Raw genomic sequence first — 13,094 nt, forward strand, 5'->3', positions numbered from 1 at the left:
TTGAGGAATCCACGATGAGTGAGGCAGAAGCCCGCCCGAGTAACTTTATTCGTCAGATCATCGATGAAGATCTGGCCAGTGGTAAGCACACCACGGTGCACACGCGTTTCCCGCCGGAGCCAAACGGCTACCTGCATATTGGTCACGCTAAATCGATCTGCCTGAACTTTGGTATCGCGCAAGACTACCAGGGGCAGTGCAACCTGCGTTTCGATGATACCAACCCGGTTAAAGAAGACATCGAATACGTTGAGTCGATTAAAAACGACGTGCAATGGCTGGGCTTCAACTGGTCTGGCGATATCTGCTACTCCTCAGACTATTTCGATCAGCTGTATGCCTATGCGGTTGAACTGATCAATAAAGGTCTGGCTTACGTTGACGAGCTGTCTGCTGACGAAATCCGTGAATACCGCGGTACGCTGACTCAGCCCGGCAAAAACAGCCCGTTCCGCGATCGCAGCGTGGAAGAGAACCTGGCGCTGTTTGAAAAAATGCGTGCCGGCGGCTTCGAAGAAGGCAAAGCGTGCCTGCGTGCCAAAATCGACATGGCGTCTCCGTTCATCGTGATGCGCGACCCGGTGCTGTACCGCATTAAGTTCGCTGAACACCACCAGACCGGTAACAAGTGGTGCATCTACCCGATGTACGACTTCACCCACTGCATCAGCGATGCGCTGGAAGGTATTACGCACTCGCTGTGTACGCTGGAGTTCCAGGACAACCGTCGTCTTTACGACTGGGTGCTGGATAACATCACCATTCCCGTGCATCCGCGTCAGTACGAGTTCTCTCGTCTGAACCTGGAATACACCGTGATGTCCAAGCGTAAGCTCAACCTGCTGGTTACCGACAAGCACGTTGAAGGCTGGGACGACCCGCGCATGCCGACCATTTCTGGCCTGCGTCGTCGTGGCTACACCTCCGCGTCCATTCGTGAGTTCTGCAAACGTATCGGCGTCACCAAGCAGGACAACACCATTGAGATGGCCTCACTGGAATCCTGCATCCGTGAAGATCTGAACGAAAACGCGCCGCGCGCGATGGCGGTGATCGACCCGGTTAAGCTGGTTATCGAAAACTATCCGCAGGGCGAAAGCGAGCTGGTCTCTATGCCTAACCATCCGAACAAACCGGAAATGGGCACCCGCGACGTGCCGTTCAGCGGTGAAATCTGGATCGATCGTGCTGACTTCCGTGAAGAAGCGAACAAGCAGTACAAGCGTCTGGTGATGGGTAAAGAAGTGCGTCTGCGTAACGCCTATGTCATCAAAGCCGAGCGCGTAGAAAAAGATGCGGAAGGTAACATCACGACCATCTTCTGTACGTACGACGCAGAGACGCTGAGCAAAGATCCGGCGGATGGCCGTAAAGTGAAAGGCGTAATCCACTGGGTGAGCGCCCAGCACGCGCTGCCTGTTGAGATCCGCCTGTACGATCGCCTGTTCAGCGTGCCGAATCCAGGTGCGGCGGAAGACTTCCTCGCAACCATTAACCCGGAATCGCTGGTCATTAAGCAAGGCTATGCTGAGCCGTCCCTGAAGGCCGCTGAGGCCGGCAAGGCGTTTCAGTTTGAGCGTGAAGGTTACTTCTGCCTGGACAGCCGCTACAGCACGGCAGAAAAACCGGTGTTTAACCGTACCGTGGGTCTGCGTGATACCTGGACTAAGATCGGCGAATAATAACGCTGCTCTGGTCAATGAGAAACAAACGCCGCGTAATGCGGCGTTTTTTTATTTAACGATCATATCGTTAAGCGCAGGCGAAATTATTATAAGCCAGCAGAACGGGTCAATGAGGTGCTACTTATTTTTCTAAAAAAAGTTTGTTTATTTACGAAAAACGAAAAGGGATAAAAATAGATAAATATTAATGGCGTTACTTACTGAAAATCCACCGGTTCCCCGCCAGCACTCGGCTCCTGCTAATTGTTACAAAGCACTACGAAATATGTGCTCTTCGTCATAATCCTGACTTTTGCCTGATTAAAAGCATTGATAATTCGCGTCGCGAAAAATAACCTAAAGACGGTAGTTAATTCGAGGGTATTTCTGACTACCCCTGACCTTTTGGTCTTTTCTGTTTTTCGCCGTTTAAGGCGTTTTAATTCGTCAAAGAGGAATAATCTATGCGTACGTTCAGTGGCAAACGTAGTGCGCTGGCGCTGGCTATCGCCGGTGTGACAGCAATGTCGGGCCTGGTGATTGCGCCAGAGGCAAAAGCAGCAGGCTTCATTGAAGATTCCACCCTCACGGGCGGTATTTATTACTGGCAGCGTGAGCGTGACCGTAAAGACGTCACTGAAAATAAATACAAAACCAACCTTTCTCACTCGACCTGGAACGCCAACCTGGATTTCCAGTCGGGTTATGCCGCCGATATGTTCGGGATTGATATTGCTGCTTTCACCGCAATTGAAATGGCCGAAAATGGCGACAGTGGCCATCCGAACGAAATTGCATTCTCCTCCAGCAATAAAGCCTACGACGAAGACTGGTCCGGCGATAAAAGCGGTATCAGCCTCTATAAAGCGGCGGCAAAATTCAAATATGGCCCGGTCTGGGCGCGCGGGGGGTATATCCAGCCAACAGGACAAACGCTGTTAGCGCCGCACTGGAGCTTTATGCCAGGTACCTATCAGGGGGCGGAAGCCGGGGCTAATTTTGACTACGGCGATGCGGGGGCGTTGAGCTTCTCCTATATGTGGACCAACGAGTACAAAGCGCCGTGGCACATTGAGATGGACAAGTTCTACCAGAACGATAAAAAAACCAAAGTCGAGTATCTCCACTCTCTTGGCGCGAAGTATGACTTTAAAAATGATTTGGTGCTGGAAGCGGCGTTCGGTCAGGCTGAAGGCTATATCGATCAGTACTTTGCTAAAGCCAGCTATAAATTTGATATCGCAGGTAGCCCGCTGAGTACCAGCTATCAGTTCTACGGCACGCGCGATAAGGTCAGCGATGGCAGCGTAAATGATATCTATGACGGTACCGCATGGTTGCAGGCGCTGACCTTCGGCTACAAGGTCGGCCAGGTTGATTTGCGCCTGGAAGGGACGTGGGTTAAGGCTGAAGGGCAGCAGGGTTACTTCCTGCAACGTATGACGCCTACCTACGCCTCCTCTAACGGTCGTCTGGATATCTGGTGGGATAACCGCTCTGACTTTAACGCCGACGGCGAAAAGGCGGTCTTCTTTGGTGCAATGTATGACCTGAAAAACTGGAACCTGCCCGGCTGGGCAGTGGGAGCATCCTACGCGTACGCCTGGGATGCGAAGCCCGGGGATATGGCAACGCCAGACGCGTACTACGATCCAAACTACCGTCTGAAAGAGTCTTCATACAGCCTGGATGCGATCTACACCCTTCAGGAGGGCCGTGCGAAAGGCACGATGTTCAAACTGCACTTCACCCAGTATGACAACCACTCCGATATCCCGAGCTACGCGGGCGGCTACGGCAACATCTTCCAGGATGAACGTGACGTGAAATTCATGGTCATTGCGCCATTTACCATCTTCTGATGAATGCTGCGGCGGGCGGTGTCCCGCCGTTATGGAGACTGAACATGATGAATAAAAGGGTAATCGTTGCGTTGCTGGCCTTCGGGCTGGTGGCATGCGTGCAGGATCAGGCGCCGAAAGAGGACTCCCGTCTGAAAGAGGCCTACAGCGCGTGCATCAATACCGCACAGGGTTCACCTGAGAAGATTGAGGCCTGTCAAAGCGTGCTGAACGTGCTGAAAAAAGACAAAGCCCATGAGCAATTCGCCACGCAGGAAAACGTTCGCGTGATGGATTACCAGGCCTGCATTCAGGCGCGTAAAACCGGTAACGATCAGGAAGTGGCGAAGCGTTGCGATAAGATCTGGAACGAGATACGCAATAACAATAAATAAGTTGCTTTACGCCCGGTAGCGCTGCGCTTACCGGGCTTTTTTCAGGCAAAAAAAAGCCAACCTCACGGCTGGCTCAGAGTATGAACACTCACTTATTTTGCGTCGTGCGCATGTTCATTTTCGCGGCAATCCCCTTCAGCGCAGTGACCATACAGGTACAGGCTGTGGTTAGTCAGGCGGATGCCATGACGGGCGGCGATTTCACGCTGGCGTGATTCAATGGAATCATCGCTAAATTCAATGACCTTGCCACAGTCGAGGCAGATCAGGTGATCGTGGTGGTGCTGCTGAGTCAGTTCGAACACGGACTTGCCGCCTTCGAAATTATGACGAGTAACAATGCCCGCGTCGTCAAACTGGTTCAGCACACGATAGACGGTTGCCAGCCCAATCTCTTCACCCATATCGATAAGACGCTTGTAAAGGTCTTCCGCACTGACATGGTGATTGTCTGGCCCCTGAAGCACTTCAAGGATTTTTAACCGAGGAAGCGTTACTTTCAGGCCAGCTTTCTTTAATGCGGTATTGTTGTCAGTCATGCGGAATCTGTCCTGTTGCTAAACGATTCACTTCAAAAGAAGAAGTGACAGAAAATGCACTTGGGATAATGCGTCTCATTATAGAACTGCCATGCCTAAATGAAAACTGCAAGTCTCAAGCAAAGTATGCTTATAAAAACGTGGTATCACCAACAAACTTGTTCGATGGCACCCACTTTTTACCAGGGGGATATTGTACAGGTCTGAGCGAAAAAGTTAAAAGTTTGTAGCAATTAATTTAATCGGTTTTACCTAGAAAACGGGCGCAACCGGAGCTGCGCCGCAGGGATATCAGGCGTTAAGGATATCGTCCAGGTTCAGCTCTTCGCGAACCTGCTTAACCCATTTCTCTACGCGCTCAGCGGTCAGCTCTGGCTGGCGGTCTTCGTCAATGGCCAGGCCAACGAAGTGATCGTCATCTGCCAGACCTTTAGAAGCCTCGAAGTGGTAACCCGCCGTTGGCCAGTGACCGACGATCGCCGCGCCGCGTGGCTCAATGATGTCGCGAATGGTGCCCAGCGCATCACAGAAATACTCCGCATAATCTTCCTGATCGCCGCAGCCGAACAGGGCAACCAGCTTGCCGTTGAAGTCAACTTCTTCCAGCGTCGGGAAGAAATCGTCCCAGTCACACTGGGCTTCACCGTAGTACCAGGTCGGGATGCCCAGCAGCAGGATGTCATAGCCCTCGAGATCTTCTTTGCTGCTCTTGGCGATGTCATGCACATCAGCAACGTCTTTACCGAGCTGTTTTTGAATGTTTTTTGCGATATTTTCAGTATTGCCGGTATCACTGCCAAAGAAAATGCCGATGATTGCCATGAGTAAAATAACCTCTTGAAACTTAATGGTATGGTGGCGCAAATTGTCCACGGATAAGGGCAATAATAGCAGAACAGACAACCCTGCGGAAACAGCTATCACGCAGGACTGCACTCTGTGCTACATGAAAAAGGTAATATTGAGGATTTTCTGACTCAAGCCTTGCCGCGTAACGTCTCAAGCTGGGCGATCAGCATCTCTTCGATCAGTTCGCTGCGGCTGATGTTGCGCGCGTCAGCTAACGCGTTAAGCGCATCGACGGCATCGGCATTCAGCTTCAGTTCGACACGCTTAAGCCCACGATTTTTATCGCGTTTAAGCTGGTTGCGTTTATTGATACGCAGCTGTTCATCGCGCGAAAGCGGATTCGTTTTCGGTCGTCCCGGTCGACGCTCATTCGCGAACAGATCTAGTGTCGTACGGTCCGTTTGTTCTTTGGCCATGATTCTGAGACTTCGGGGGATACACGCCGCCCTGCTAATGCCCGGGCGATAAGCGCGCCATCATACATCACCCTAATCCACACGCCAACGACTGGAAGCCCGTCGTCTTCCGGTCGCTGGCTTTTTAATCAATTCGCGGTATCAGTGAGATAGCGGCGAATGGCGCGCAGGACGGCGTCAGGTTTTTCTGCATGTACCCAGTGCCCGGCACCGGCAATGACGTGAGCGCGTGCCTGCGGGAATTGCGCCAGCAGCGCGTCACGGTACGCATCAGTAACGTAAGGAGAGTTGCCGCCACGAATGAAGAGGGTAGGGTGCGGCCAGGCGGGGACGGTTTCCCAGCCCACAATATGCGAATACTGATCCCACAGGACCGGAATGTTAAAGCGCCATTGTCCGTCGACAAATGATTTCAGCAGAAACTGCACCACGCCTTCTTCATCGAGCTGCTCACGCATAACGGCAGCCGCCTGCTGGCGTGTGGAGACGCCTGACGCCGTCACGGCGTTGATGGCAGCGAAAATCTCATCGTGACGGCGAACGTCGTAATTGACGGGCGCAACGTCAATGACCACCAGCCCGGAAATCCGCTCGGGGGCCAGCGCGGTGAGCGCCATCACCGCTTTACCGCCCATTGAATGCCCGATGAGCGTCGCTTTCTGAATATTATTCGCGTCGAGGGTGTCCAGCAGATCCTGCGCCATGGCCGCGTAGGTCATCATTTCCGAGCGCCCGGAAAGACCGTGATTTCGCATGTCAACCTGAAGGATCTCATGATCGGTCACTAAATCGCGCGCCAGCACGCCCAGGTTATCCAGGCTACCAAACAGGCCGTGAACCAGTACGATGGGAGAATTATTGTTCGGCGATTGTGCAGTTTGCGCTCGGGTATTCAATTTCATGGCAAAGTTCTTTTTTTAGGTTTGTCAGGTTAGGGTATCATGTTGACCATTCTGCCGCCCGGGGGCAAGGATCCAGTTTAATCTGACTTTTGCCGCCAACCTGGTTTGACGCTATCCGCTGTTGGGATTTGAACCTATAATCTCAACGACTTGTATTCAGATAAGATATCGCACTGGATTAAGATGAAAACAATCGAAGTTGATGACGAACTCTATCAGTATATTGCCAGCCAGACGCGGCATATTGGGGAGAGCGCGTCCGACATTTTACGGCGCATGCTTAAAATTTCCGCCGCCTCACAGCCCACTCCCGTCACTAAAGATGTCGTGTCTCAGCCGAGCGTTGTTGCACAGGTAAAACCTGCCGTCATGCCGGCAAAAGACAAAGTGCGCGCGATGCGTGAACTGCTGCTGTCCGACGAATATGCCGAGCAGAAAAAGGCGGTTAACCGCTTTATGCTGGTGCTGTCTACACTTTACTCACTGGATCACAATGCCTTTGCTGAAGCGACAGAGTCGCTGCACGGCCGCACCCGCGTTTACTTCGCAGGTGACGAGCAGACGCTGCTGCAAAATGGCAATCAAACCAAGCCCAAACATGTTCCCGGTACGCCATACTGGGTGATCACGAATACCAATACGGGCCGCAAGTGCAGCATGATCGAACATATCATGCAATCCATGCAGTTCCCGGCGGAATTGATCGAAAAGGTTTGCGGTACAATTTAACCCTTGCATCAGAAGGACCAGGCAATGGCAAATCACAGCCGTGCAGGACAACCTGCACAACAACGCGATTTGATTAACGTCGCTCAACTGACCGCGCAGTACTACGTGCTGAAGCCGGTCGTGGGCAACGCAGAACACGCAGTGAAGTTTGGTACATCTGGCCACCGCGGCAGCGCGGCGCGCCACAGCTTTAACGAACCGCACATTCTGGCCATTGCTCAGGCCATCGCGGAAGAGCGCGCGAAAAATGGCGTCACCGGTCCGTGCTATGTTGGGAAAGATACTCACGCCCTGTCTGAACCTGCTTTTATCTCCGTGCTGGAAGTGCTGGCGGCAAACGGCGTAGACGTGATTGTTCAGGAGAACAACGGTTTCACGCCAACGCCTGCGGTGTCTAACGCTATTCTGGTACACAACAAAAAAGGGGGCGCGCAGGCTGACGGCATTGTGATCACCCCGTCCCACAACCCACCGGAAGATGGCGGCATTAAGTACAACCCACCTAACGGTGGCCCGGCAGATACCAACGTCACGAAAGTGGTGGAAGATCGCGCCAACGCATTGCTGGCAAATGGCCTGAACGGCGTGAAGCGTATCTCGCTGGATGAAGCCATGGCCTCCGGTCATGTGAAAGAGCAGGATCTGGTGCAGCCGTTTGTGGAAGGGCTGGCGGATATCGTCGATATGGCCGCGATCCAGAAAGCTGGCCTGAAGCTGGGCGTGGATCCGCTGGGTGGTTCCGGTATCGAATACTGGAAACGCATTGCCGAGCATTACAAGCTGGATCTGACCATCGTGAACGATCATGTCGATCAGACGTTCCGCTTTATGCACCTGGATAAAGACGGCGCGATCCGTATGGACTGCTCCTCAGAATGCGCAATGGCTGGCCTGCTGGCGCTGCGTGACAAGTTCGACCTGGCGTTTGCCAACGACCCGGACTACGACCGTCACGGTATCGTTACCCCGGCAGGGCTGATGAACCCGAACCACTACCTGGCCGTTGCCATCAACTACCTGTTCCAGCACCGTCCGCAGTGGGGCAAAGAGGTCGCGGTTGGTAAAACGCTGGTCTCTTCCGCCATGATTGACCGCGTGGTCGACGCACTGGGCCGTAAGCTGGTGGAAGTGCCGGTGGGCTTCAAGTGGTTTGTTGACGGCCTGCACGACGGCAGCTTTGGCTTTGGCGGTGAAGAGAGCGCGGGTGCGTCCTTCCTGCGCTTTGACGGTACCCCATGGTCAACCGATAAAGACGGCATCATCATGTGCCTGCTGGCGGCGGAAATCACCGCAGTTACCGGTAAGAACCCGCAGGAACATTACAACGAGCTGGCGGAACGTTTTGGCGCGCCAAGCTATAACCGTATTCAGGCGGGCGCCACGTCTGCGCAAAAAGCAGCCCTGTCAAAACTGTCTCCGGAAATGGTCAGCGCCAGCACGCTGGCAGGTGACCCGATCACCGCGCGTCTGACGGCGGCACCGGGCAACGGCGCGGCCATCGGCGGCCTGAAGGTGATGACCGAAAACGGCTGGTTCGCGGCGCGTCCATCCGGTACGGAAGATGCGTACAAAATCTATTGCGAAAGCTTCCTCGGCGCTGAGCACCGTCAGCAGATTGAGAAAGAAGCGGTAGAGATTGTCAGCGAAGTGCTGAAAAACGCGTAAGTGCGGTTTGTGTGCCGGGCGGCACTGCGTTTGCCCGGCCTACAACAGCGATCGTAGGCCCGGTAAGCGCTAGCGCCACCGGGCTTTTTTTAACTATGCTTGTTCTTCAGTTCAAACCGTGGTGAGACCAGACCGTACAGCGTCCAGCCCATAAAGGTCACCATCGCGCCATACAGCATTGCTTCCTGGCCGGACGAGTAGAGCGCGTAGAAGCTATAGATCGCGCCAATCAGCGCCACGATATTGGCCGCCCGGGCTTTGCGCGGATCCACCTTCGCCACCTTCTGAATAATCACCAGCGCCGCCATCGACAGGATGTACGGAATGATGTTCGTCACCACCGCCAGGTTGACCAGCACGTTAAACTGGCTGTTCAGTGACGGGCTGATGGTCATGAGCGACAAACCGCTCTGGAAAATCACAATCGCCAGCATGCCCTGTACCGGCGCATCCGCTTTGGTGACGCGGGAGAAGATTTTCGGGAAATACCCTTCGTCAGCTGAAGATTTAAACACCTGAGCGATGGTGAACTGCCAGCCCAGCAGCGAGCCGCAGCAGGACATCACCATCAGCCCCATAATGACTTTCCCCACCTCCGGCGTAAACATCTGCGCAAACGCCAGCCCGAACGGTGCCGTGGAGTTAGCCAGATCGATGTTGGGCACAATCCCCGCAATCACGTTGGTCGAAATGATGTAGATCACCGCCGCGCCCAGCGTTCCGCCGAGAACCGCGATGGGTACGTTCTTCTCCGGGTTTTCCACCACTTCAGCATTCGCACAGGCCGATTCTAGGCCGAGGAAAGCCCACAGCGTCATGGCGATGGACGAGCCCACTGCGGTGAAGAACGGCACGTGGTGCGGGTTCCAGGAGTTGGCGTACAGCGTCGGGCTGAACCAGAACCAGCCGATGATGCACAGACCGACCACCGGGATGATCACGCCCCAGACGGTGATGCTGCTGAGTTGTCCGGTGATGCGCGCGCCGCCAAAGTTGGCGACGGTACAGATCCACAGCACGCCGATGGTTGCCAGCCCAATCTGCACCGGGGTCAGCGTCGCGCCAAACAGCTCCGTGCCGTAACCGACAGCGGAAATGGCTATCGCCACGTTAGCGATCAGCAGCGACACGCCGTAGGTGTAGTTCGCCATAAAGTTACCGGACTTACCGAACGCATATTCGGCATAGCCCCCCATCCCGCCTGACTTGCGGCTGAACATTCCGCACTTGGCAAACGCCCACGCCAGCGCCATCGAGCCCACGGCGGTCACGAGCCAGGAGATAATCGAAATGGTCCCCACTTCGGCGAGCTTGGTAGGCAGCATGATGATCCCGGAACCCATCATGTTCACCATGGTGAGAATAGTGAGTTGCACTACGCCCATCTTGTTGGCTTTACTCATAATTTTTCTCCTTTCAGCAGCGCTGGCTGAGCGGCAGGTTGTTTGATGACGTAGCAGCGCACCTCTTTGCGCCCATCACGCTCCTCGATGTAAACCCCCTGTAACTCCGGCGCAAAGCCCGGCAGCAGGTTGATTCCGTCTTCCAGTGCGGCAAAGTAGCGCAGCACGGAACCGCCCCAGACTTCACCCGGCACCACGCACAGCACCCCCGGTGGGTAAGGCAGCGCACCTTCGGCGGCGATACGGCCTTGTGCATCGCGCAGGGAGACCAGTTCGACCTCACCGCGCAGGTACGCGTAGTTCGCCTCCTGCGGGTTCATCATGACGCGCGGGAAGTGAGACTTACGGAACATCTCTTTTTGCAGTTGTTTCACATTGTGGCGGGCATAAAGGTCATGCATCTCCTGACAAATCTGGCGGAGGGTGTAATCCGCGTAACGATCCGGATGTTGCTTACAAAGAGAGGGCAGAACCTCTTTTAGCGGCACATCGCTCTGGAGCAGTTTTTCGAAGCGCACCAGCTGGGCGACGAGCTGCTGCAATTTGCCCATGTCCTCCGCCGGGGTGAGCAGGAAGAGTATGGAGTTGAGGTCGCATTTTTCCGGCACGATGCCATTTTCACGCAGGAAGTTGGCAAGGATGGTGGCGGGCACGCCGAAATCTTCGTACTCACCGGTACGGGCGTTGATGCCCGGCGTGGTCAGCAGCAGCTTGCACGGATCGATAAAATACTGATGCTCGGCATATCCCTCGAATGCGTGCCAGCGTTCGCCCGGGACGAAATGGAAGAAGCGCAGATCGGTGGCGATTTCCGCCGTATCCCAGCTTTCCCACGGACGGCCGTCCACCGTCTCCGGCACGAACGGGCGAATAAACTGACAGTTCTGAAGGATCAGTTTCCGCGCGTCGATACCCGTCACCACGCAGTCCATCCACATGTTGCGCCCACTTTGCCCCTCGTGCATGCGGGCGTTGATATCCAGGGCGGCAAACAGCGGATAAAACGGGCTGGTGGAGGCGTGCATCATGAAGGCGTTGTTGAGTCGCTTATGCGGGACATAGCGCGGCTGGCCTTTGATATGGCTGTCCTTCTTATGGATTTGCGAGGTTTGCGAGAAACCCGCCTGCTGCTTATGCACCGACTGGGTAACCAGAATGCCCGGATCGTTTTCGTTCAGCTCCAGCAGCAGCGGCGAGCAGTCAGCCATCATCGGGATAAACTGCTCGTAACCGACCCAGGCGGAGTCAAACAGAATGTAGTCACAGAGGTGACCAATCTTATCCACCACCTGACGGGCGTTATAGATGGTGCCGTCGTAGGTGCCCAGCTGGATCACCGCCAGGCGGAACGGACGTTCATCCCGCGCGCGGCCAGGCGCGACCTCTGACACCAGCTCCCGCAGGTAGCTCTCTTCAAAACAGTGCGCGTCAATACCGCCGATAAACCCGTACGGGTTGCGCGCCGTTTCGAGATAAACCGGCGTCGCTCCTGCCTGTAACAGCGCGCCGTGGTGATTAGATTTATGGTTATTGCGATCGAACAGCACCAGATCGCCCGGGGTGAGCAGCGCATTGAGCACCACCTTGTTGGATGAGGAGGTGCCGTTCAGCACGAAGTAGGTTTTATCGGCATTAAAGACCTTTGCCGCATGCTGCTGGGCGATGCAGGGCGCGCCCTCGTGGATCAGCAGATCGCCCATTGCCACATCGGCGTTGCACAGATCGGCGCGGAATAGCGTTTCGCCAAAGAAATCGACAAACTGATTCCCCGCCGGATGGCGACGGAAGAACTGGCCTCCCTGGTGCCCCGGGCAGTCAAACGCGCTGTTACCCTGCTGGACGTAATCGACCAGCGCGCGGAAGAACGGCGGGCGAAGCTGGGTTTCGTACTTCTGCGCCGCCGCCTCAAGCTGGCGTCCGTAGAATTCATTGCTGGTGTCAGAGTACTCAAAAACGCCGTGAATACGGGACAAATATTCAGCCGGAACCCTTTCTTCTTTATGGGTGGCAATAAACACCGGAATACCAAATCCTGTGGCGTCTATTTCTTCTATGGCGCCGGTGAAAATATCGCTGACGGCCAGCACCACGGCTGCCACATCAATATAGTCCGATGCGCTGATATCCACAATTTCACGCGACGTGGTAAAGCATTCAGGACAGGCACGGCTGACGGCAATTTTTAACGTTTTCATCTTTTTCTCTTTATTTCAGGCAATATGGGGCCCTCGACTTCTTGCAATAAAGAAATCGATTATTTCCGGAAAAAAAAGCAAAGCGTGGCCGCTGATACGAAATCAGTTAATTGCTTTTTGCTGAGTAGAATTCAGTCCGCCCGGTTGCGGAGAATCTGAATTGCAGAAAGTAAGCGCAGGTGTTCACAGGCAAGCGCCTGTAAAATAGCAAGTTTCAGGAAGACCTGTAAGCAGATGCGCCAGAAGTCGAAGGACTACCGGGCGTTGAAGAGATGAAAGTCAAAACAGTTACGGTGGGCAAACATCATGATATGTGTTGTCCGCCTTATATGGGGCATTAAACGATTATTGTTTTCCATGTTCAGTTTCCTTTCAGTAATTGAAAGCACGGTCATTTTATCCAGGAAAAAGGGATTAACTGTGAAACAGATCACCATTAACCGATCATTTCAGAAATAATTAGTCGTTTTTGATGAATAATGCAGATCAAAATGCT

12 protein-coding genes are annotated in these 13,094 nt (G+C 54.1%); 5 read left to right on the top strand and 7 right to left on the bottom strand.

Features of this window, described 5'->3' with window-relative positions:
- Window positions 1-14: 14 nt before the first annotated feature.
- The 3 genes from glnS (at window position 15) to chiQ (ending at window position 3,900) form a co-directional block, all read left to right on the top strand.
- Entirely contained in the window at window positions 15-1,682 is a 1,668-nt protein-coding gene (gene glnS / locus IM300_RS09160) for a glutamine--tRNA ligase (RefSeq protein ID WP_063866092.1), read from the top strand.
- Window positions 1,683-2,128: 446 nt separating this feature from the next.
- Window positions 2,129-3,526 (top strand): chitoporin, encoded by a 1,398-nt coding sequence (gene chiP, locus IM300_RS09165; protein WP_107534927.1) that lies wholly within the window; start codon window positions 2,129-2,131, stop codon window positions 3,524-3,526.
- Window positions 3,527-3,573: 47 nt separating this feature from the next.
- Complete coding sequence (gene chiQ, locus IM300_RS09170) at window positions 3,574-3,900, top strand: ChiQ/YbfN family lipoprotein (RefSeq protein WP_107535662.1); 327 nt, start codon at window positions 3,574-3,576, stop codon at window positions 3,898-3,900.
- A 92-nt stretch (window positions 3,901-3,992) separates the two neighbouring features.
- On the opposite strand, the gene fur is transcribed toward chiQ, so the two are convergent.
- The 4 genes from fur to ybfF form a co-directional block, all read right to left on the bottom strand.
- Entirely contained in the window at window positions 3,993-4,439 is a 447-nt protein-coding gene (gene fur, locus IM300_RS09175) for a ferric iron uptake transcriptional regulator (protein WP_003858655.1), read from the bottom strand.
- A gap of 291 nt (window positions 4,440-4,730) precedes the next feature.
- Complete coding sequence (gene fldA, locus IM300_RS09180; RefSeq protein ID WP_003858653.1) at window positions 4,731-5,261, bottom strand: flavodoxin FldA; 531 nt, start codon at window positions 5,259-5,261, stop codon at window positions 4,731-4,733.
- A 155-nt stretch (window positions 5,262-5,416) separates the two neighbouring features.
- Entirely contained in the window at window positions 5,417-5,704 is a 288-nt protein-coding gene (gene ybfE, locus IM300_RS09185; RefSeq protein WP_063866095.1) for a LexA regulated protein, read from the bottom strand.
- Between the two features lie 128 nt (window positions 5,705-5,832).
- Window positions 5,833-6,606 (bottom strand): esterase, encoded by a 774-nt coding sequence (ybfF, locus tag IM300_RS09190; protein ID WP_193036235.1) that lies wholly within the window; start codon window positions 6,604-6,606, stop codon window positions 5,833-5,835.
- A 183-nt stretch (window positions 6,607-6,789) separates the two neighbouring features.
- On the opposite strand from ybfF, the gene seqA reads away from it, so the two are divergent.
- Complete coding sequence (gene seqA / locus IM300_RS09195) at window positions 6,790-7,335, top strand: replication initiation negative regulator SeqA (protein ID WP_063449359.1); 546 nt, start codon at window positions 6,790-6,792, stop codon at window positions 7,333-7,335.
- A 24-nt stretch (window positions 7,336-7,359) separates the two neighbouring features.
- The gene (pgm, locus tag IM300_RS09200) at window positions 7,360-9,000 is read left to right on the top strand and encodes a phosphoglucomutase (alpha-D-glucose-1,6-bisphosphate-dependent) (RefSeq protein WP_063449358.1); all 1,641 of its coding nucleotides are present in this window, start codon (window positions 7,360-7,362) and stop codon (window positions 8,998-9,000) included.
- Window positions 9,001-9,089: 89 nt separating this feature from the next.
- Here pgm and potE read toward each other — a convergent pair whose 3' ends face one another.
- The 3 genes from potE to speFL form a co-directional block, all read right to left on the bottom strand.
- Complete coding sequence (gene potE, locus IM300_RS09205) at window positions 9,090-10,403, bottom strand: putrescine-ornithine antiporter (RefSeq protein WP_193036237.1); 1,314 nt, start codon at window positions 10,401-10,403, stop codon at window positions 9,090-9,092.
- The gene (gene speF, locus IM300_RS09210; RefSeq protein WP_193036239.1) at window positions 10,400-12,598 is read right to left on the bottom strand and encodes an ornithine decarboxylase SpeF; all 2,199 of its coding nucleotides are present in this window, start codon (window positions 12,596-12,598) and stop codon (window positions 10,400-10,402) included. Before speF ends, potE begins: the two co-directional genes overlap by 4 nt.
- A gap of 254 nt (window positions 12,599-12,852) precedes the next feature.
- Window positions 12,853-12,957, bottom strand: a complete 105-nt coding sequence (gene speFL / locus IM300_RS09215) for a leader peptide SpeFL (protein WP_003858645.1) — start codon at window positions 12,955-12,957, stop codon at window positions 12,853-12,855.
- Window positions 12,958-13,094 lie beyond the last annotated feature (137 nt).

It is taken from the genome of Enterobacter cloacae complex sp. I2 (genome assembly GCF_014896205.1).
Classification (GTDB): Bacteria; Pseudomonadota; Gammaproteobacteria; order Enterobacterales; family Enterobacteriaceae; genus Enterobacter; species Enterobacter quasihormaechei.

What these genes read in the sequence shown, in the direction of transcription:
- glnS (WP_063866092.1), top strand. Translation starts at nt 15, where the DNA reads ATGAGTGAGGCAGAAGCCCGCCCGAGTAACTTTATTCGTCAGATCATC.
- chiP (WP_107534927.1), top strand. Translation starts at nt 2,129, where the DNA reads ATGCGTACGTTCAGTGGCAAACGTAGTGCGCTGGCGCTGGCTATCGCC.
- chiQ (WP_107535662.1), top strand. Translation starts at nt 3,574, where the DNA reads ATGAATAAAAGGGTAATCGTTGCGTTGCTGGCCTTCGGGCTGGTGGCA.
- fur (WP_003858655.1), bottom strand. Translation starts at nt 4,439, where the DNA reads ATGACTGACAACAATACCGCATTAAAGAAAGCTGGCCTGAAAGTAACG.
- fldA (WP_003858653.1), bottom strand. Translation starts at nt 5,261, where the DNA reads ATGGCAATCATCGGCATTTTCTTTGGCAGTGATACCGGCAATACTGAA.
- ybfE (WP_063866095.1), bottom strand. Translation starts at nt 5,704, where the DNA reads ATGGCCAAAGAACAAACGGACCGTACGACACTAGATCTGTTCGCGAAT.
- ybfF (WP_193036235.1), bottom strand. Translation starts at nt 6,606, where the DNA reads ATGAAATTGAATACCCGAGCGCAAACTGCACAATCGCCGAACAATAAT.
- seqA (WP_063449359.1), top strand. Translation starts at nt 6,790, where the DNA reads ATGAAAACAATCGAAGTTGATGACGAACTCTATCAGTATATTGCCAGC.
- pgm (WP_063449358.1), top strand. Translation starts at nt 7,360, where the DNA reads ATGGCAAATCACAGCCGTGCAGGACAACCTGCACAACAACGCGATTTG.
- potE (WP_193036237.1), bottom strand. Translation starts at nt 10,403, where the DNA reads ATGAGTAAAGCCAACAAGATGGGCGTAGTGCAACTCACTATTCTCACC.
- speF (WP_193036239.1), bottom strand. Translation starts at nt 12,598, where the DNA reads ATGAAAACGTTAAAAATTGCCGTCAGCCGTGCCTGTCCTGAATGCTTT.
- speFL (WP_003858645.1), bottom strand. Translation starts at nt 12,957, where the DNA reads ATGGAAAACAATAATCGTTTAATGCCCCATATAAGGCGGACAACACAT.